The following is a 19524-nucleotide window of genomic DNA, read 5'->3' as shown; positions in this document are numbered from 1 at the left end:
GAATGGATTTTGATCGATTGATTTCTCAACTCAAAAAACGCTTTCCAAATCACATTCAAGTTTTTCAAATAGAAAATCACAAAGCCCAAGAGCTACTGATTTTACCCAAAAATCAAAAAGTAGAATTAACAGATGACACTCGAAGGATTCAATCAAATAGTTTTTATTTTTCCACTCATTTTGCGAAGCCATATTTATCTGATGCCATCAGTAAAAAACCTTTTGCTATGTTCCTTTCTCGTAAAGAGCTGAGATTTCTAACTGAACATGGTGGATACCAAGGAATAGTGGTTATTGGCAAAAGAATACCTGATTTTTATTTGGGTCATGCTTCTTCAATTTATTATGAAGATCTTTCACAATCCTTGAATCTAATAGCCATCACGGGAACCAATGGAAAAACTACAACTTCGTTTATGATTTATCACCTTTGGAAAAAAAAGAACCTACCCTGCGCTGTAGTAGGAACCTTGGGGATTTTCTATTGGGATGGTCAAAAAGAAATGTATGAACCCTCAGGTTTTACAACTCCTAGAGCATATGAATTACAAAAGATTCTGAAGTATTTTCTTGATAAAAACATAAAAAACATTGTCATCGAAGCTTCTTCGGAGGCATTGGCATTACGTAGGCTCGAAGGACTACATATTCAAAAAGCAGTTTTTACAACTTTTGGAAGGGATCATTTAAATTTTCACATGACACTTTCAGCTTATTTCTTCGCAAAACTCCATCTTTTTTTTCTAACTCTTCGAACCTCAAAACAACGAATGTTCATTGTAGTACCTCAAGATCAAACAAAAATCCTTTTTCAAAAGTTTGAAGAAAAAACAAAGTGTTCTATCCATTACTTAAAAAAAGAAGAATTAAATTCCCCATTCGTGAAAAATCAACCTTTCCCAGTCAAATTTAACCAATGGAATGCTTTGTGTGCGTTCTATGCAACACAAAATCTTTATAACCTAAATGAAACTCCTCTGGAAGATTTTCCTAATGTGCCGGGTAGATTACAAAAAATTTCAGTGAATGCTTTTGTAGATGCCATTATCGATTATGCCCACACCCCTGATGCTCTTGAGGTTGTGTTGAAAGAGTTAAGAAATTTTTATGCGAATATCATAGTTGTATTCGGCTGTGGAGGGAATCGAGATCGAGAAAAAAGACCTCAAATGGGATCAATCGCAGAAAGATTGTCAGACTTAGTCATTTTGACAGATGACAACCCAAGAGACGAAGATCCAGAATTCATCCGTCAAGAAATCAAAGCCGGCATCAAAGATTTTCATAAAGTCTTGGAAATTGGAGATCGAAAAAATGCCATCATCACAGCCCTTAAAATAGCAACAGAAATGAATCAAAAACCTGTATGTGTTTTGGTTGCAGGGAAGGGTCACGAAGAATATCAAATCATAAAAAAGCAAAAACTTCCCTTTTCTGATAAGCAGGTAGTTTTGGAATACCTCAACTCGAAATGAGCTCTTGAATATCAGCTAATAAATTATACATAAATAACAAATCTTTTTGTTCTTGATAAAAAGTTTTTAAAATCAAATGATTCCATTTTTCTTTGTTTTTGTAGAGCATAATTTTCGGAAATAGTTGATAAAAAGTTTTAAGCATCTGGTATTGAAATTTATATTCTTGATGGTTTCTGATATTTAGGTTTAAAAGAGTGTTTTTGATTTCAAGTAAGCTTTTTTCATTAATTGATACATAAAATTCTTTGTATTTCAATCCATTTCCAAAAAAGTCATAAAGTAAACTCAATTCAAAAGCGGATAGAAAACTTTCGTGCTCTTTTTGATTTTTCGAAGGTTGGAGCTTCAGGAATGATTGTAGATGATTTTTGAAATCTTTGATGGATTTGGGGATGAGTTTTTCTTTAGGAATGGGATGAAAGTATATTAAAAGGATTCTTTTGGTTAACTCATACAAAAATTGATATAATTCGACTTTCGGAAGGGAATAAAACTTCTCGTATAACTGGAGAATATCAAATTCAGTTAAATATAAAAAATGAACAAACTCGAGAAGGATTTCAAAAAATGGTCTGTTTGACATCTGGTGTATGAAATAAAGATGTCCACTCCCTAAAGTATTGATCAGCTGATTCAAAAAATAAGCAATGAAAATTTCATATCTCAAAGGATGTTCTATGATAAAGTCAAGGTATTCTTCATATAGAGCTTTAGGAAAATATTTTTTTAAGGCAAATTGAATATAAAAATCAGAAAGTGGAATTCTTTCTTTGTAAAAATGGTTTTTGAAATAAAGTTTTGTCCTTCCCATGATGTAGGCGATTTCAGGATTTGTTGGAGGAAGATTGGGATTTTCTTGATGAGATAAAACATTTTGTTTCGACAAATAATCTAACCATTGTATAAGTAGTTGCGATTCTTTTTGAAGTCGTATTTTTTCTATGGATATAGCTATGTTGTTCATCTTGTTATTCGAGAGAACTCGCTTGATCATTTCGCTTTCAAACTTTCGTATAAGTTCGTTTCTTTTTTTGAGATTGATTACTTTTCTTTGAACAAGAGAATTCAAGAGGATTTTTAGATTGACCTCATGATCGGACATGTCAACTCCACCAGAATTATCAATAAAATCAGTGTTAAGTAAAATCCCTTTCTGTGAAGCTTCGATGCGAGCCTTTTGGGTTAAACCTAAATTTCCTCCTTCGGCTATTACTTTGACTTGTAGATCCTTTGCATCCACTCGAACGTGGTCATTGATGGGGTCCTGAACTTCTCCATGAGTTTCTTGAGAAGATTTGATATAAGTTCCAATGCCACCGTTCCAAAGTAAATCTGCTTTGCTTTTTAGGATATATTGTATGAGTTCTTCTCCTGAAACTTCACTTTTTGGAATAGAAAAACGTTCTTGGATTTCTTTTGAAAGAACAATTCGCGCAGCATCTCTCAAAAAAACACCTCCACCTTGTGAAATCAACTTTGGGTTGTAATGATCCCAGCCTTTGACTTCTCGAAAAAGACGTTCTCTTTCTTTAAAGCTGATTTCGGGATCTGGATTGGGATCAATAAAGACATGTTTATGATTGAATGCAGCGATGAGTTTTATGGTTTTCGAAAGAAGCATTCCATTCCCAAACACATCTCCACTCATATCTCCAATGCCAATCACAGTGATTTCATCTTTTTCGGGATCAATGTTGATTTCTGAGAAATGCTTTTTAACAGACTCCCAAGCTCCTTTTGCTGTAATACCTTGCTTTTTGTGATCATATCCATAAGTTCCTCCTGATGCAAAAGCGTCAAATAACCAATAATGGAATTCTTCTGAAATCTGATTTGCTAAATCGCTAAAAGTAGCTGTTCCTTTATCAGCAGCAACAACCAAAAAGGGATCATCGCTGTCGTAACATATAACCTTTTCTGGTTTTTGGATTTGTTTTTGCTTTAGGTTATCCGTTATGGAAAGTAGGTTTCTTATAAATTTTTTATAAATTTCCTTTACTAATTCTGGTTGTGGTGTTAAAGGTTTTTTGATAATGAATCCTCCTTTGGCTCCATTAGGCACAATCACAGTATTTTTAATCATTTGGGTTTTCATTAGGTCAAAGATTTCTACTCGAAAATCATCTACTCGATCCGAAAATCGAATTCCCCCTCTTGCGATAAAGTCGCTTCGGATATGGACTCCTTCGAAGTTCGAGGAATAAACAAATGTCTCAAAAAGAGGTTTGGGTTCTTTAAGAAAACTTAAGTTTTTTGCTAAAACTTTGATAGTAATTTCTTCGTAATTTAAAAAGTAATTTGTCCTTACGATGTTTTTTAAAATTTCAATCAAATGTAGGGCAATTGTTTGTTCTGAAATGTTTGTGATTTTTAAAGCATATTTATTTAATTGTGTGAGGATTTCATTTTGTTTTGTTTTATCTTGATATTTGTTTGGATTAAAAGAAGTATTTATAAATTCCATCAGCCATTCACAAAACTCAATATGTTTTATGGTAAATTCCTGAAGATAAATTCTTGAATATTGCTTATGGACCTGATAGTAGTATGCTAAGATAGTTTTAATCCATTGGATTTCTCTTATGGTTAGTTTACTAAGAATAAGTAAAGAGTTGGTTTTTTCGATGGTGTGTTTTTGATAAAGAAGTTCTTCTAAACCACTTTCAATTTTTGTCATGTATTCTTTTGGAAACTGATTTTGATAAAAAAGAATCATAAGATAAGTTTTTGTGCCTTGAAATTCAAAATCAAAAGTAACTTCACTTGTGATTTGAAAACCAGCACTTTCCAAAATGGGAAAGACTTCTGATAGATAAAAAGGTTTCAGAGAATAAATATTTAAAGTGATTTCATCATTTTCTGTTATGGGTGAGATGGAATTTCCAAATCTTACATGGAATATTTTGTTTTTCTCTGTTAGGAGATACTCAAAGGTCTTCCAAATATGATAGGCCTCTTTTGGCTTTACGTAATTAGGTAGTGCCTCTGGTAAAATTTTTAGTAAATAATCTATAGAAAGCTTTTTCTTTTTGATGTCCTCATCTCTAAGTAAGATATGATTAATCAAATCATCATACCAAGAATAAAAAATTGTCTTTATGTTAAGGTTAAGAAATTGATAAAGTTGATGTAAAGATAAATCATCGCTTTTAAGAAAAAAGAAAGAGTAATAAAATTGATTGTAAGTTCTACGAAAAAAAGTATGAATTTTGATATTGTGATTTTCTAAATTCTTTTGGATTTTCAATTGTCTTACTGCGTATTTTTGTGGTTCAATTACAATCACCCATATACCTTGATTTTCATAGTCTTTTGAGATATGGATTTTTTGTTCTGAGGTGAACAAGTATCGGAGAAAAAAGCTCATCCATTCCAAAAGGATTTCCTTATTTCTTGTAAATAATATACCCAAAGGAATGAGTTGGGAAATTTTATAAATTTCTTTGTATTTAAAATTATTCACAGGTGCATTCAACTGTTCTGCAATTAGATCAAACTTTTTTTTCATAGGTGGGATTAGATAGCGGGGTGAAATTTCTCCTTTACTCGCAAAACTGCCGATAACAATCAATAGGGAATTTTGATTGTAAAAAAATATCAAAAGAAGTGGCTTAAATCTTTTTACATTACTTATTAAAGAAGATTCTTTAAAATGTATCACTTCATTTTTCAATTTATTATTAAAACTATTATAGTATTGTTGAATCGCATCCGATATATGTCGTTGCTTAATGATACCAAATCGTTCGTTTTGTTTCTTTTTGAAATCAAAAGCCCATAGTCCCATCAATATGAAATGTTCTGAAATCCATTTTTTTTCTATGTTGAATTCTTGAGATTGAAAAGAAAATGACTCGATTCTTGTTTTCATTCTCAAGAAATCGTCAACCATCAAAGTAAGTTCTTTTAGGTTTTCTTGGATCTTCTTTTCAATTTCTTTTAGTTTTTGGTCAGAGATTTTTTCTATTTCAATGTAAATGTAAGACTCTTCTGTTTGGGAATTTTCTTTTTTGTTTGAAAGAGAAATAATTTGCCCTTTTATTCTTTGGATTTCGAAAATAAAATTAAAAAATTCATAGATTTTATATCCCTCGGATTTTAAATAATCCAGAGCTGTATCAACAATAAAAGGAATATTTTTTAAGTTAATTTCAATAACACTCGTATGAAAGGGCCAAACCTCGTATGAATTATAACATCGAACCTGGATTTCATTTTTTCTGAATTTCAAAAAGTTCCATCTTTCATATAAAAATTTTTCTAAATCATGCTGATGAAAAATTTCAGTATACTCTGAAGGAATTGTATTTAACATTAGATTTTTAAAAGTAGAAAATAATTCATGTTCTACTTTTGATTTCATAATGGTTCATTTCTATTTTTCTAAAATTATTTGTTATTTTATAAAAGCTAACTTATTTTTTATTGTTTTGTTTGTTCAGAATTTCGATGTATTTTTTGATTTTTTCTTTTTTGATGTAGTTTTTTATGGGTAATATCCATTCTATGGCTTCTTTGTATTTGTTTAATTTGAAGTAAGAATATGAAAGATAGTAATAATCCATAATGTGATTAATTTCTTTTGTTTTTTTATACAAAGATATGAGTTCTTCGTATTTTTTGTTGTGGAATAATTCTTTGTAGTTTTCGAAATTGCTTTTTATTCTTTTGTTTGTGTATGTAATTTTTAATAAACATATGTCATCCGTTAATTCAGCTATTTTCGTTATTTCTTCATAAATTCTTTGCAGATCTCCTTGTGCACGATTGACAATTTCCAAAAATAAATCATCGTCTTCATTTTTTCTTTGGGTCTCTTTTAGTAATATATCATCTCTTCCGTCCGAACCTACAATCAAGATATCTTGATTTTGTAGAAACGTATGAAGTATTCGAAAGTCCATTTGAAGTGGTGAACCTAATTTGAAATTTAAAAAATCTAAACTTTCTTCCAAAAACATAGTTGTATTATTTCGATAAACGGCAGTTTTAGGGAATTCAAAATTTAAATAGATCAGTTCACCACTATTTTCATTGATAAGCCCTGTAGCTGCACTTATCATCATGCTTCCTTCGAATTTCAAAAACACAGAATGTAATTCAAAACTCAAATCCAAGAGCCATTGTTTTGGTTTTTGCGATAAAATGCGATTTTTCTCTGCTGATCTGGCGATATAGGCATTGATGATAGAACCAGCAGTGAGGACTCCACCAGCTCCTTGTAAAGACTTCCCCATAGCATCTCCAATAAAGAAAAAGATCCACTTATCGATGCTTTTATCTTCATTCAAGAAACGTAGATTCCCCGTAATGGCAAAATCACCACCGATTTGATGGGTTTTATTTTTAAAGTCGAATTCTTTTTTTTGTTTAATCAAGACCTCAGTAGTGATATTTTGGCTTTTATTCCAGTTTTTGAGTAGTGGTTGTAATAATAGGCTTGTGAGGAAATAATCACCATCTTGTTGGATCTTGAGTTTTTTTATGGTTTCTAATGAATCTTGAAGTTCTTTTGTGCGTTTCTGGACAAGCCCTTCTAAGTTTTGTGAATATTCTCTGATTTCGTGAACCATGAAGTTGAAATTTTTGGTTAGTATGCCAATTTCGTCATCAGTAGTCACAGGAAGTTCTTTGATTTGAAAATTTCGATTTGCTATTTCTAAGCTCGCTTCGGTTAATCGAACGATAGGTTTAGTGATGTATTTTGCAATTAAAAATGAAGTTATTCCGATAATAATACTTAATAATGCTGATAATATAAAAAATAGATTTTTTAATTTATTTAAGGTATTATAATCCGAACGAACATCTAAATCCAACCCCATGACTCCATAGAATTGCTCTTTGTAATCAAAGATTGGAATAAAGCACGAAAGCCAAACTCCCCATTCATCTTGATAAAATTTTTCATCACAAACTGGTTTTTGTGTTTGAAAGGTTCTTTGGATATTAATTAATTCTGAAATATTCCAAATTGTGCCAATCTTTAATAACTCTTCATCATTAGAAATGACTCCATCATTGTTGTTATCTAATTCTTCCATATCAGTGTTAAAAGAAAAATAAACTAAGTTGTAATCTTTCTGGTTTGGAAGAGCATTCAGGATGTAAACGAAGGTGATGAAAGGTTTTGATGTATCATCATAGAATTTTTGTTCATAAAAGTCTTTTAGTATGATTGTTTCTGAACTTCCAGCTTTGATTTTCCTTAAAATTTGGATGACACTTTGGTAATCGTTTTCTTGATAAAGTTTTTCGTGTTCTTCAAGAGAAATAATTTCAAAAGTGTTCCAATCTTTTGGAAAGTTAAGTTTATTTTGCTTTTCATAGTCTATGATTCTTTCTTCGATGATTTTTTGATATTTAGTAATAGCTTTGTAATGATTTTCCTGGAAGAATTGCAAGCCTGTAAGACCAATATTTAAGATTTTCTTTTGTAGTGATTGTAGGATTTTCTTCTCAGCAAAATAAAATAGTAACCATAACGCAAAAAAACCTAAAATAAAACTAAAGAAACTATAGAACAAAGATATTTTAAATGCAAAACTCTTTCTCCATTTTTTTATTCTCATTTTTATGATTTTTATATTTTCTTATGGTTTAAATCAAAAAGATAACTACGAAATGTCAATTTATTAAATTCTATTGTAAATTTTTTACTTTCTCCAGAGCTTGAACTAAGTCCTTTATCAAATCTTCTTTATTTTCTAATCCGATAGATAAACGTATTGTGGTTTCTGTGATGTTTAATAATTGTTTTTCATTTTCGGGAATATCCCAGTGAGACATGATGTAAGGTGGATCAATTAAAGATTCTGAACTACCAAAGCTGGGTCCGATTTTGAAAATTTTAAATGAATTACAAAAAGTTTTTAGCGTTTCCAAATTTCCTTCTAATTGAATTGTGATAAGTCCACCGCCACCTCTTAGATATTTTTTTGCTAACTGGAAGTGAGGATGAGATGGCAGAAAAGGATAATAAACTTTTTTTACTTTTGGATGTTTTGATAAAAACTCTGCTATTTCTAATGCTACTTGATTGAGATATTCCATCCGAATACCTAAGGTTTTCATACTTCGTTGAATTTTATAACTAATTTCTGCTGGAAGGATTGATCCTATCTCCCCTTGAGTTTCCCGGATTTTATCAAGAAGTAGTTTAGGTCCTGCAATGACTCCAGCTATCAAATCGTTTTGACCACTAAAATACTTTGTTAACGAATGGATAACTATATCTGCACCCCAGGTTATCGGATTGAAGTTATAAGGGCTTGCTAAAGTAGCATCAACGATTAAAAGAATTCCTCGTGGTTTCAGGTAGTGACTTAGAGCTTCTATGTCAACGATATAAAAAAATGGATTCGTTGGTAGTTCTGTGAATACTATTTTTGTATTCGGTCGAATTGCTTGTTTAATAGCTTCATAATCAGGAAAAACCATCGTATATTCTATTTGAAACTTTTTTAGTTTTTCTATGAAAAATCGTGTCTTCAAGTATATATCCGATGTGAAAACAATATGGTCTCCTGATTGAAGAAATGTCAATAACGGAATTGTACATGCAGACATTCCTGATGATACAAGAAGAGCATCTTCAGTTTTTTCTAAATGAGCGATTGTTAATTCTAAATTTCTGTTCGTGGGGTTCCCGTATCTTCCATATTCGAAACGTGGTTTTTCTTTGGCTTTAACAAATTCAATTAGTTCTTCAATTGAGTTGAAAGTATAAACTGAACTTGGATAAATAGGTGGAATCAAACTGTGATATGGATCTTGGATAGCAGAAAAGTGAATTAGCTCTGTATTAAACATAAAGAAAAAATTTTTCATAAGCTCTTTTCTTTCAAATTTTTTCTTAGAGTAAGAATATAACTTGTGATTTTTAATCATGTGGTTTAAGTTGATTTTTCATTTGACAAATGAAAACGAATTCCATATCGTAATTATCATGAACCTTCAAGAACAAATTGATTATTGGTCAATGAAAGGATATGGGGATTTTTATGTATGGGAAGATTCCCCTGGAACATATTATGATTGGCATACCCATCCATTCGATGAGCTTCGGGTTGTACTAAAGGGAAGCATTTTGATTGGAACGGAAGAAGGACAAGTCTTATTAAAGCAAGGGGATTACTTAGAAGTTCCATCAAATACAAGACACTGGGCAAGAACAGAAACAGGAGTATCTTATCTTTGTGGGACGAAAAGAAATTATTAACACTTTATTAATACTTTTTATTATAGATTGTTCTATTCCCAAAGTTCCACCATTAAAAACGGCTAATTTTGTTTCGTTAGAAAAATACGTTGGGGAGTGGTATGAAGTAGCAAGACTTCCCAATCGTTTCGAAAAGAGATGTAAATCCCAACCTCGTGCTTATTATCAAATAGATAAAGAAAATGTCCTTAGGGTTCGAAATGAGTGCTTTGATGGGAAAAACAAAAAAATTGAAGTCCATGGGAAAGCAAAAGTCGTCGAACCAAACAATTCTAAATTAAAAGTTAGTTTTGTTTTGATTTTCGGGGTTCCTATTTACATTTTTGGTGGGGATTACTGGATTTTGGAAGTTGATCCAAATTACGAATGGGCTATTGTGTCCTCACCTGATCGAGACAATGCGTGGGTTTTGAGTCGAACTCCAGAGATTCAAAACAAAGAAACATGGTACAAAATCGAAGATGTACTAAAAAAACAAAATTTTTTCATCTGTGATTTTCTTTTGGTAGAAAGTTCAGGTAATTTAAAAAAGTTTTGTGAATAGGGAGAAATCTTATGAGGTCGAATACCCATAGTATTGTTTTTGGGTATATCCTGTGGTTGTTTGGTTTTACTGGTTCTCATCGTTTTTATTATGGAAAGCCTATTAGCGGAACTATTTACTTTTTTACTTTTGGATTGTTGGGTATCGGGTGGCTTCTGGATATTTTTTTAATACCTTCATTAGACAAAGGAGCTGATAGAAAATACGTTGGAGGTCCCATCAATTATTCAATTGCTTGGATTTTGTTAACGTATCTTGGTGTCTTTGGATTACATCGTTTTTACTTGCGGAAATGGTTTTCTGGTCTATTGTATCTAATTAGCTTGGGATTATTTGGATTGGGGATTTTATATGATTTTTGGACACTAAATTCACAGATATCTCAGCAAAATCAGTATCTATAGCTAATTTAAAAAAGGATTGATGATTATACTCAAATCAGAATTTTTCAAATGATGTATTACGTGGGGCTATTGTTTGTTTTGATTTTAACATCTTGTGCAACCAAAACCAAAAAGGAAAGGATACAACCAACTCAAGGGGAAACAAAACCGCAAGCTATAATTCTTCAAGAACAAGAAGAGCGGATTGATTGTAATTATTTTTGGGCAGCTCGTCAGGTTCATGTTTGTATAAAAAACATCCCCAAGTCCGAATGTGAGAGTTTATTTGCCTCAGGACAATTCATTCAAGAAAAGGATTGTTATTGTGATGCATATCAGAAGTCCATAAGAAAGATTGAAACCCAAGGCTATATTCAGTATGATTGTCGGCATCAATGGTAAGGAGATGTTATGAAAATATTATTTTGGTTCATGGTTGTTTTGATTTTTGTGAACTACTGTAAAACTACAGAAAAATCACAAAAGAAAGAAATCAAAAAAGTAGAAATTCGCTGTGAGAAAGAAATCCCAATGCGATATCATTATGATACCGAAACAGGGGATATCTTAGAAAAAGGACCCATCATTCTTCCACAGAATCTTTCCTGTGATCAAGCCCGGAAGTTGCCAGAAAACGAAATCATGAAGTTCCAACGAGATGGTTATTGGTATCTATATCATCTGGGAGGAAAAGTCATGGCGGAAGGTATGAACAAAAAAAACAAACGAGAAGGTGAGTGGAAGTTCTATGACGAAAAAGGAAATCTAATCAAGATCATTTTATATAGTGATGGAAAGAAAAATGGCAAAGAAATAGGCTACTTTGCTGGAACAAACATTGTGCGATATGAAGGTCAAAATCAAGACAACAAAAAGTAGGTTTATGGAAAGAATATTCTGACCCTACTCATCAATGCATCACACAAGGAAACTATGTGGATGACATGAAAACCGGCGATTGGATTGAATGTAATTATGACGAAAGGACAAAGGATCATTATGTATTTTTCAAAGGAAGGTATGTAAAAAATTTAAGAGATGGAATGGTGGAAACCTATTATCCAAATGGAAAATTATTATCAAAAGGTGCCTATAAGGCTGATCTTGGTTGTAAAGAAAATCCTCCTCCCGAAGGAGAGAAAGCATGCGAAAAAAAAGTAGGAAAATGGCTCTTTTATTTTCCTAATGGAAACCTCATGGAAGAAGGAAATTACGATGAAAATTCAGGAAAAAGAATTGGAATCTGGAGGGAATACTATCAAACAGGTGAACTACGTGCTCAAGGAAACCGCGAACATACAAGAAAAGATCGATGGACCTTCTATACAAAAGATGGGGATATTTTAGCACAATTTGATTTTCAAGGAAATGATTTCATGGCTAGTTATTGTGTGGAATATCAGCAGAACAAAAAAACAGCAGAAGGTCCTTGCACGGCTAAAATGGTGAAATACGAAATGGAGACCGATAGTATGAAAATCTCTCCGGGCATGAAGCAAGGACGATGGAAAGGGTATCATCCAAATGGTAAATTGGCTTGGGAGGGAGAAATTTTAATGGGCAAACGCCAAGGACCATGGAAAATTTATGATGAAATAGGAAGACTAATCGAAGAAGGAGAATACAACATGGATAAAAAAACGGGAATTTGGAAAGAATGGGAAAACGGAAAATTTGTCCAAAAAGAATACGATATGTTTGGTCGAATCAAAAATGTTCAATAAGCCTAAAAGAGCTCTTATACTGTCAGGTGGAGGTGCGAGAGGAGCTTACCAAGCAGGAGTATTAAAATTTCTCAAAGAAATGAATTGGGAGCCTGATTTGATCTGTGGAACTTCCGTTGGGGCCGTGAATGCTGTGGCACTGGGATGTGGTTTGAACATAGAAGAAATCATTTTACTTTGGAAAGCCATAGAAAAGAAAAAAGTTTATCGAGTTTCTTATTGGAAACAAATTCAGTATTATCTTTTAGAAGATAGTTTTGTTCCCATCATGGATACAACTCCTCTGAGAAATTTATTAGAAGAATACTTTGACATACGAAAACTGCGTTCATCAAAAAAAGAGATCATCATTACTGCTGTGAGTATTTTAAATTCTCAATTAAAGTTTTTCAATAATCATGAAATTGATATAGAACATATCATGGCATCAAGCGCTATACCAATTTTTTTTCCATGGCAGTATATCAATGGAGAGCCCTATTGGGATGGCGGAGTTATGGCAAATACTCCTATTCTTCCTGCATTGGAGAAAGGAGCAAAAGAAATCATTGTGGTGTTACTTTCTCCCGTTGGAGGACAAAGACTTCCCTTACCAAAAAATAGAAAACAAGTTTTAGAGAGAGTTTTTGAACAGAGTTTGATCGGTTCATACCAAGCTTTCCTTGCTCAATTAGCATGGCAGAAAAAGATCCGATGGCAGAAAGGAATATTGGGATTTATAGCAAAAAAGTTATTCAAAGCAGAAGAAATAAAAATTGCTACTGTAGCTCCTGTTCGTATGTTGGGGTTTGGTTCTTTATTACGTTTTACACAACAACAAACAGAAATTCTATTACAAGCGGGCTATAATGATGCTCGATATCAATTGGCAGAATTTTTCGAACTCACGAAAAAGGCATAATTAACTTTTATTATCCAACTCAAATTGATTTAGAAGAGTATTCAATTTTAAAATATTTTGTTTGGAGTTTTCTTCGATGGTTTTCAACTGCTCAATCAAATCTAAGATAGGAATGATTTTTAATGTAATATTTATGGCTTTTATATTCACATTTTGTATGTTTTCTACGTTTTCTTGCATGTGGATTTTTAAGTATTCAAACATTTCTTCTAATTGTTTTAGAACATCATCTGTATTTTCATTGAGTTTTTGAATATGGTCTTTAGATGATACTAACTCTTCAATTACCTCTTGTATAGTATTTGTATTTACCAGGATGCGATTATATCCATGACTGGTTTGAGAAATACTTTCAATGGCTTGAGTACTTGTGTCTTTATTGTTTTGTATGGTTTCCTTGATTTGCTTTAAGTTTACGTTTATGGTGTTTGATAGTTGAGAAATTTCATCAGCTATTACTTCAAAAGCCTTTCCTTGGCTTCCAGCTTTCGCAGCTTCGATTGAAGCATTCAGAGCTAGTAAGCTAACTTTTTTGGAAATATCTTGGAGAAAATCAAAGGTCTTTTGTAATTTTTCTGAGTTTTCTTTGATCTGTGTGATTAATGAATTCAAATGATGAATGAGTTTTTTTCATGAAATATCTCATTTCTGTAATCATGATATAAAGTAGATAATTTTGAGATGGTTTGATTCATAGTATCAATTTCTCTTGATAAACTTTTGAGAACAGAGATAAATTGAGTTGTATAGAAAATTCTGTTTATTATGTTTTTATAATTTTCTTCTAAGTGATCCTTTGAGGATTTGATAATGACATTGATTTGAGCAATTTCTTCTTTGATTTCATCTGAGCTATTGTGAAGATTTTGTGAAATCTGAAGTGAGGAAGTAGTGATGTTTTCTAAAAATTTTCCTACTTCAAAAACCTCTCTGAGAAAAAGAATCACTTTTTTTACAAAGTTATCGAGTTCTAAAATGAGAACCCCTATGATGTTATTTGGGATTTTACCATCGTAAGAAAAGACCTTACCCATGTAAATCTTGTGGATGTAATCTTTGATGGTTCGTATTTCAGAAAGTTCTCTTGCAAAAGAATAAGAAATCATACCATTAATGGACATAGCCACAAAAAAAACCAATAATTATGATGATTGAATACGTTCGATTGATGGGAGCAAGTATATTAGAAATAGGAGTGAGTATCCAATAACTATAAATTTGGGGAAGTGTAGAAATGTGATGATAAACCAAATGAGGTTCTTCATTAATCCATACTGTTGTCTCAGGAAGAAAAAAATTGAATGTTTCTGTAATTCCTTGGGGAGGTTGAGTGTTACTTATCATGGAATTATATAAATAATTCGTATATTTTCGATGTTTTTCGATATTTTCTACTTCGTTTTGCATAAGTAAAGATATCAAATGGATTTCTCTTTGGATTTCTCTTTTATAGGAACTCACGGAAATATTAGTGATATAGATGTAGGATATCGAAATAATGATACCAAAAAAGATCTGAATATAAATAAAAACATAGAAAAAGAGTTTATATCGAAATTTAGGATATTTAATTTTTTCAGGTTCGATATGAAGAAATTGGTTTTTTGATAAAAACTGAGAATGTAATCGATTGATATAGTATTTTTGGAATACAAAGTAAAAACCACTGAAAGTTAAAAAAAGTGCATGAAGCAACGGATAGTAGTAAACAAATACCTTTTTCCATACAACATTTAAAAATATAATCAACAATAAAAACAAAAAGAGTAATTTAAGTAAATAAAAAACAAAAAGAGGGTAATTTATATTCAAAAAGAAATTAAACGAGCGACCTAAGTTTTGACTTTTTGATACGGGATTTTCGTCTTGCTCATTGAAGATTTCATATAATGGCGATAATTTTTTTAAAAAATAAAGTTTCCAACCTCCTTCATGAAAAAGAAATTCAAAAGAAAGAAAAAGAAGGTAAAAAATTAATAGATGAATCCATGGTAAAGAATTGGCAAAATTTTCGATCAGAAAGATGATAAAAACAAAAAGAGAAGAAAAAAGAATAAATATCCCTTCCAAACCAAGACGAATTTTATTTAGATATAAAAAGAAAAATTCTTTATTTTTGTCTTTCATAAATAACTCCTAAATAATTTTTTTACTTTAAAATTGTTTTTAAAAAAATTATTACAAACTAATGAATTTCTTTCTTCTATTTTGATTTTGAGACACAATATCAATTAAAAAATTTAGTGAAACTGCTAAGTTTTATAGTTTTTTTAAAAATTTTCAAAACTTCATAATGGTTTTTAACCAATCACGTAGGTCTTGAATCTCTACGTAAGAAATTGTGTGTTCGATGGGATATTCCTTCCAAGTGATGGTGTAGCCTAAGTGGTTTAGTTGCTCTGCTTGTGTTTTTACCCAATCAAAAGGAATCAAAGGATCGTAAAGTCCATGGGCAAGAAAAATGGGGGTTTGTTTTGATTCTTGGGATAATTCTTTGTAATCTCCATAGAAATACCCAGAAAGTGAGATAATCCCTCCGTAAGCTTCTCTTGAACGTAATCCCGTGAAAAGCGAAACCACACCTCCTTGACTAAAACCGGATAAAATAATTTTGTTTTTTTCGATTTTTAGTTTTGTTTTTAAAATTTCGATGGTTTTTTCTAAAAGGTTTTGTGAGTTTTTTAAACCAATTTCTTGGTTGCCTTCTAAATCATACCATTTCCAACCTATTACGTATGGTTCAGGAGCGTTGAGTAAAATGTAATTCACATTGGGAATGGCTATGAGCTCGGGAAAATCTCTGTAAGACTCCATTTGATCCCCTAATCCATGCATGATGATCAGGGTGTAAGTTTGCCAACCAGAAAAGAAAATGTAATTTCGTAAAGGTAGATCCCAAGATTCAATCTTCATTCTTCTGTGATTTCTTTATAACCGGGTCCACGTCGATGAGTTCTTTTTTGTTTGCTTCGTAAATTCCTTTTTTCTCGCTTTTTTTGGATATTGATTCGGACTTTTCTGGATGTTTTTAGTTTCTTCACGAAATCCAGAAAAAATTGTAGTTATCAAGTGGCAATCCTCTTTTTTGGGTATGTGCTTTCTTGGATTGAGATTGATTCTAAGGCATTAAAATTCAATATCGAGAACTTCAAAAGCATAGTATCAAAAAAAACGAAGCTATATGCGGTTGTGAAGTCCAATGCGTATGGGCATGGGATCAAAGAAGTCGTATCTGTAGTCAAAAATGACGTTGATGGTTTTGCATTGAACCACATCAGTGAGATACAGCCCATTTACGAAATGACGGATCGTCCTTTTTTAATCATGGGAGGTTTTGAAAAAGATGATTTAAAACTTTTACTCGATAAAGATCCAAAAAGAATTTTTCTTGTTGTTTCGAATAAAGATCAAATCCAAATGATAAAGGAATTAGCGCCCGAGGTTTGGGTTTATCTGAAGGTGGATACAGGGATGTCAAGATTAGGTTATCGACCAGATTCAAAAAAGTTCACTCAGACTTTAGAATACCTAAAAGAAAAAAACTTAAATTTTGTTGGATTAATGACTCATTTTTCTAACGTAGAAGATGTAACAGAACAAAACTATGCCTACTTTCAGTTAGAATTGTTTGAAAAAGCAAAAAAGATTTTGTATCAAATCTTTCCAAAAAAAAAGTTTCTTTTTCATACCGCAGCAAGTGCTGCAACGATGTTGATCCCAGAATCACATCAGGATTTGGTCCGAATTGGAATTTCTTTATACGGACTTTGGCCATCACTTCCAACAAAACTCTCAGCCTATAACATTTACCAAGATCGATTTAATTTAAAAAGTGTATTGACATGGAAAACCAAGATTGTTCACATCAACGAAGTTCCTGAGAATTCAAAAGTGGGGTATGGATGCACCTATCAAACATCGACAAAAACCAAAATCGCAGTGCTACCCGTGGGTTATAATGAAGGTTATGATCGTAGTCTCTCAAATCGCTCATCCGTAATCATAAATAATAAAAGAGCAATGGTGATTGGAAGAGTTTGTATGAATATGATCATGGTTGATATCACTCACATTAAAAACGCAAAAGTAGGAGATGAAGTTATCTTGATAGGAAAATCAGAAAATGAAGAAATCACGGCAGATGAATTGGCAGAAATTACAGGAACCATCAACTACGAGATCGTCACTCGAATACATCCAAGTATACCACGCATCGTCATATGAAATATGATATCGAAGCTTATAACATAAAAAAGCTATATCAAAATTTTTGGGCTCTCAAGGGAGTAAATTTTCTTGTTCCAGAAGGTAAATTTGTCTCTTTGCTTGGACCCAATGGAGCTGGTAAAACTACTCTCTTAGAAATTTTAGAAGGTTTACAAACTCCAACAGAAGGAAACGTTAAAATCTTGGGAAGGGAATGGAACCCGAAAAATGAAAGGTTTTTGAAAAGTATGATTGGGATTACATTACAAGAAACAAGATTTCCCGATAAACAAACTGTTAGGGAAATCCTTACTCTTTTTGCCAGTATCCATCAAGTAAAAAAAGAACGCATTGATGAGGTGCTTTATTTACTCGGATTAGAAGAAAAGCAACATACTCTGATTGAACATCTTTCTGGAGGACAAAAACAAAGACTTTCCCTTGCCATTGCCATTCTACATCAACCCAAAATTTTATTTTTGGATGAACCCACAGTAGGCTTGGATCCTGAAGCAAGAAAAAACATCTGGAACATTCTTATCCAACTCAAAAACCAATCCAAAAGTTCCATTGTTTTAACAACTCACTATATGGAAGAAGCTGAAGTTCTCTCGGATTATCTTTATTTGATTAACCAAGGAAAAATCATCGTAGAAGGAACCTTAAGTGAAATCTATTCGTCTTATCAACAATTTACAAGTTTGGTTTTTCAAGTTTCTGATTTTTCTTTTGAAAGCAAACTTCTTCGATACTTAGAAAAAGAAATCCAGATCATTCATCACTTCATGGATAAACAACATGATAAAATCCACTTCATAATAAAGAACGAAAAGGATGTTTTGCCATTGATTAAGAATTTGTTTTCGTTTTTTCAAAAGCATTCCATCGATATTAAAAACTTTGAGATTCATAAACCAAATCTCAATGATGTGTTTTTACAGCTCTCGGGTCGTGGCTTGAAAGATGATAACGAATATGATTAAGTATTTTCATTTCATTTCAATCAATCTTCAACAGGTCTTACAGTTATTTCTTATGAGTATTCGGGAGTTCATAAGAGAGCCTGAGGTTTTGTTCTGGGCTTTTGTGTTTCCCATTGGAATTGCGATAACGTTAGGTCTCGCCTTCGACACCCAAAAAGAAATCCAATATCCAATTGGGGTTTTGAACCATCAGACCAATCCCAACCTCCAACAAGAGATTCTCAAAAAACTTCAAGCCCATAATTTTCATATAAAAATCCTTTCTGAAAATGAAATCGAAGACTCACTGAAAAAAAGAGAAATATTTTTATACCTAGAATTCCATTTGGATCAAATCCTTGTTCATTATGATCAGCAAAATTCAGAAGCAAAGGAAATACTTTTGGAATTATACAGAATTCTTTCACCGAATATTCTAATAGAAAAAGAAATCAAAATCCCTGGCACAAGGTATTTGGACTTTTTAATCCCGGGTTTGATTGCCATGGGGATTATGAATAGTGCCTTATGGGGTATTGGCTGGTTTTTGATCCAAATGAGAATCAAAAAGTTATTAAAAATTTTCAGTACAACACCTTTAAATAAAAATCATTTTTTTATCGCATTTACATTGGCTCGAGGGCTATTGAGTGTGATTGAAAATCTGTTTTTAGTTTTGGTTATACGCATTTTCTTTCCAATTACTTTTGTTGGGAGCTGGTTGGATTTGATTTTTGTGTATTTGGTGGGGTATTTGAGTTTTGCAGGGATTTCGGTTTTAGCCAGTTGTAGAGCAAAAAACACTTCTGTTGCCAATGGGATTATGAATGCCATCACCCTTCCAATGATGTTGCTTTCGGGGATTTTTTTTAGTTATGAGTATTTTCCTCAAGAAATGGTGATCATTATTGAATACCTTCCCTTGACGCTACTTGCAGATTTACTAAGGGAAGTTTTTATACAAGGATCAAGTTTTTTTGATTATTACCTCAAACTCATTACCCTTTTTTTTGAGGGATTGATTTGTTATGTTCTTGGTAAAAGATATTTTCTATGGAAATGAAAAAGAAATTTTGGTTTTGTAATTAACTTTCTTGAGGAGGGA

Annotated in this window: 19 protein-coding genes; 11 read left to right on the top strand and 8 right to left on the bottom strand. The window is 32.1% G+C overall.

Features of this window, described 5'->3' with window-relative positions; genetic code table 11:
• Nucleotides 1-2: 2 nt before the first annotated feature.
• The gene (locus NZ853_07375; protein MCS7205501.1) at nt 3-1475 is read left to right on the top strand and encodes a UDP-N-acetylmuramoyl-L-alanyl-D-glutamate--2,6-diaminopimelate ligase; all 1473 of its coding nucleotides are present in this window, start codon (nt 3-5) and stop codon (nt 1473-1475) included.
• Here the strand turns inward: NZ853_07375 and NZ853_07370 are convergent.
• The 3 genes from NZ853_07370 to NZ853_07360 form a co-directional block, all read right to left on the bottom strand.
• Nucleotides 1462-5841, bottom strand: a complete 4380-nt coding sequence (locus NZ853_07370; protein MCS7205500.1) for an NAD-glutamate dehydrogenase — start codon at nt 5839-5841, stop codon at nt 1462-1464. The genes NZ853_07375 and NZ853_07370 overlap by 14 nt on opposite strands.
• Before the next feature lie 52 nt (nt 5842-5893).
• Nucleotides 5894-8050, bottom strand: coding sequence for a SpoIIE family protein phosphatase (locus NZ853_07365; protein MCS7205499.1), 2157 nt, complete (start codon nt 8048-8050; stop codon nt 5894-5896).
• A 70-nt stretch (nt 8051-8120) separates the two neighbouring features.
• Nucleotides 8121-9290 carry an aminotransferase class I/II-fold pyridoxal phosphate-dependent enzyme gene (locus tag NZ853_07360; protein MCS7205498.1) on the bottom strand — a complete coding sequence of 390 codons (1170 nt, stop codon included), beginning with the start codon at nt 9288-9290 and terminating at the stop codon, nt 8121-8123.
• 136 nt (nt 9291-9426) lie between these two features.
• On the opposite strand from NZ853_07360, the gene NZ853_07355 reads away from it, so the two are divergent.
• The 7 genes from NZ853_07355 to NZ853_07325 are packed head-to-tail and all read left to right on the top strand — an operon-like array spanning nt 9427 to nt 13251.
• On the top strand, nt 9427-9699 hold the full coding sequence (locus NZ853_07355) for a cupin domain-containing protein (protein ID MCS7205497.1): 273 nt from the start codon (nt 9427-9429) through the stop codon (nt 9697-9699).
• Nucleotides 9677-10243 (top strand): lipocalin family protein, encoded by a 567-nt coding sequence (locus tag NZ853_07350; GenBank protein MCS7205496.1) that lies wholly within the window; start codon nt 9677-9679, stop codon nt 10241-10243. Before NZ853_07355 ends, NZ853_07350 begins: the two co-directional genes overlap by 23 nt.
• Nucleotides 10244-10254: 11 nt before the next feature.
• On the top strand, nt 10255-10647 hold the full coding sequence (locus NZ853_07345) for a TM2 domain-containing protein (protein ID MCS7205495.1): 393 nt from the start codon (nt 10255-10257) through the stop codon (nt 10645-10647).
• A gap of 48 nt (nt 10648-10695) precedes the next feature.
• A complete protein-coding gene (locus NZ853_07340) occupies nt 10696-11028 on the top strand; it encodes a hypothetical protein (protein ID MCS7205494.1) in 333 nt (110 codons plus the stop codon).
• Between the two features lie 9 nt (nt 11029-11037).
• Nucleotides 11038-11505: a hypothetical protein gene (locus NZ853_07335; protein ID MCS7205493.1), complete on the top strand. Its 468-nt coding sequence runs from the start codon at nt 11038-11040 to the stop codon at nt 11503-11505.
• Between the two features lie 56 nt (nt 11506-11561).
• The gene (locus tag NZ853_07330) at nt 11562-12350 is read left to right on the top strand and encodes a hypothetical protein (protein ID MCS7205492.1); all 789 of its coding nucleotides are present in this window, start codon (nt 11562-11564) and stop codon (nt 12348-12350) included.
• On the top strand, nt 12340-13251 hold the full coding sequence (locus tag NZ853_07325) for a patatin-like phospholipase family protein (protein ID MCS7205491.1): 912 nt from the start codon (nt 12340-12342) through the stop codon (nt 13249-13251). Before NZ853_07330 ends, NZ853_07325 begins: the two co-directional genes overlap by 11 nt.
• On the opposite strand, the gene NZ853_07320 is transcribed toward NZ853_07325, so the two are convergent.
• From NZ853_07320 to NZ853_07300, 5 genes are all read right to left on the bottom strand, one after another.
• The gene (locus tag NZ853_07320; GenBank protein MCS7205490.1) at nt 13252-13863 is read right to left on the bottom strand and encodes a methyl-accepting chemotaxis protein; all 612 of its coding nucleotides are present in this window, start codon (nt 13861-13863) and stop codon (nt 13252-13254) included.
• A complete protein-coding gene (locus tag NZ853_07315) occupies nt 13860-14372 on the bottom strand; it encodes a hypothetical protein (protein MCS7205489.1) in 513 nt (170 codons plus the stop codon). Before NZ853_07315 ends, NZ853_07320 begins: the two co-directional genes overlap by 4 nt.
• Nucleotides 14362-15378 (bottom strand): hypothetical protein, encoded by a 1017-nt coding sequence (locus tag NZ853_07310; GenBank protein MCS7205488.1) that lies wholly within the window; start codon nt 15376-15378, stop codon nt 14362-14364. Before NZ853_07310 ends, NZ853_07315 begins: the two co-directional genes overlap by 11 nt.
• Before the next feature lie 153 nt (nt 15379-15531).
• Complete coding sequence (locus NZ853_07305) at nt 15532-16164, bottom strand: alpha/beta hydrolase-fold protein (protein MCS7205487.1); 633 nt, start codon at nt 16162-16164, stop codon at nt 15532-15534.
• Entirely contained in the window at nt 16161-16292 is a 132-nt protein-coding gene (locus NZ853_07300; protein MCS7205486.1) for a hypothetical protein, read from the bottom strand. Before NZ853_07300 ends, NZ853_07305 begins: the two co-directional genes overlap by 4 nt.
• A 28-nt stretch (nt 16293-16320) precedes the next feature.
• On the opposite strand from NZ853_07300, the gene alr reads away from it, so the two are divergent.
• The 3 genes from alr to NZ853_07285 are packed head-to-tail and all read left to right on the top strand — an operon-like array spanning nt 16321 to nt 19482.
• Entirely contained in the window at nt 16321-17475 is a 1155-nt protein-coding gene (alr, locus tag NZ853_07295) for an alanine racemase (GenBank protein MCS7205485.1), read from the top strand.
• Nucleotides 17472-18440 (top strand): ABC transporter ATP-binding protein, encoded by a 969-nt coding sequence (locus NZ853_07290; GenBank protein MCS7205484.1) that lies wholly within the window; start codon nt 17472-17474, stop codon nt 18438-18440. Before alr ends, NZ853_07290 begins: the two co-directional genes overlap by 4 nt.
• Entirely contained in the window at nt 18433-19482 is a 1050-nt protein-coding gene (locus NZ853_07285) for an ABC transporter permease (protein ID MCS7205483.1), read from the top strand. The genes NZ853_07290 and NZ853_07285 overlap by 8 nt, the downstream gene beginning before the upstream one ends.
• Nucleotides 19483-19524 lie beyond the last annotated feature (42 nt).

It is taken from the genome of Leptospiraceae bacterium (assembly GCA_025059995.1).
In the GTDB taxonomy this organism is placed as follows: Bacteria; Spirochaetota; Leptospiria; order Leptospirales; family Leptonemataceae; genus SKYB61.
Note: the sequence above shows the minus strand (reverse complement) of the source record. Positions and strands in the feature narration are given on the sequence as shown.

Excerpts from the sequence above, each read along its gene's own strand:
- NZ853_07305 (MCS7205487.1), bottom strand. The coding sequence starts at position 16,164 with ATGAAGATTGAATCTTGGGATCTACCTTTACGAAATTACATTTTCTTT.
- NZ853_07290 (MCS7205484.1), top strand. The coding sequence starts at position 17,472 with ATGAAATATGATATCGAAGCTTATAACATAAAAAAGCTATATCAAAAT.
- NZ853_07355 (MCS7205497.1), top strand. The coding sequence starts at position 9,427 with ATGAACCTTCAAGAACAAATTGATTATTGGTCAATGAAAGGATATGGG.
- NZ853_07335 (MCS7205493.1), top strand. The coding sequence starts at position 11,038 with ATGAAAATATTATTTTGGTTCATGGTTGTTTTGATTTTTGTGAACTAC.
- NZ853_07315 (MCS7205489.1), bottom strand. The coding sequence starts at position 14,372 with ATGTCCATTAATGGTATGATTTCTTATTCTTTTGCAAGAGAACTTTCT.
- NZ853_07325 (MCS7205491.1), top strand. The coding sequence starts at position 12,340 with ATGTTCAATAAGCCTAAAAGAGCTCTTATACTGTCAGGTGGAGGTGCG.
- NZ853_07340 (MCS7205494.1), top strand. The coding sequence starts at position 10,696 with ATGATGTATTACGTGGGGCTATTGTTTGTTTTGATTTTAACATCTTGT.
- NZ853_07285 (MCS7205483.1), top strand. The coding sequence starts at position 18,433 with ATGATTAAGTATTTTCATTTCATTTCAATCAATCTTCAACAGGTCTTA.
- NZ853_07360 (MCS7205498.1), bottom strand. The coding sequence starts at position 9,290 with ATGTTTAATACAGAGCTAATTCACTTTTCTGCTATCCAAGATCCATAT.
- NZ853_07345 (MCS7205495.1), top strand. The coding sequence starts at position 10,255 with ATGAGGTCGAATACCCATAGTATTGTTTTTGGGTATATCCTGTGGTTG.
- NZ853_07365 (MCS7205499.1), bottom strand. The coding sequence starts at position 8,050 with ATGAGAATAAAAAAATGGAGAAAGAGTTTTGCATTTAAAATATCTTTG.
- NZ853_07310 (MCS7205488.1), bottom strand. The coding sequence starts at position 15,378 with ATGAAAGACAAAAATAAAGAATTTTTCTTTTTATATCTAAATAAAATT.
- NZ853_07375 (MCS7205501.1), top strand. The coding sequence starts at position 3 with ATGGATTTTGATCGATTGATTTCTCAACTCAAAAAACGCTTTCCAAAT.
- NZ853_07370 (MCS7205500.1), bottom strand. The coding sequence starts at position 5,841 with ATGAAATCAAAAGTAGAACATGAATTATTTTCTACTTTTAAAAATCTA.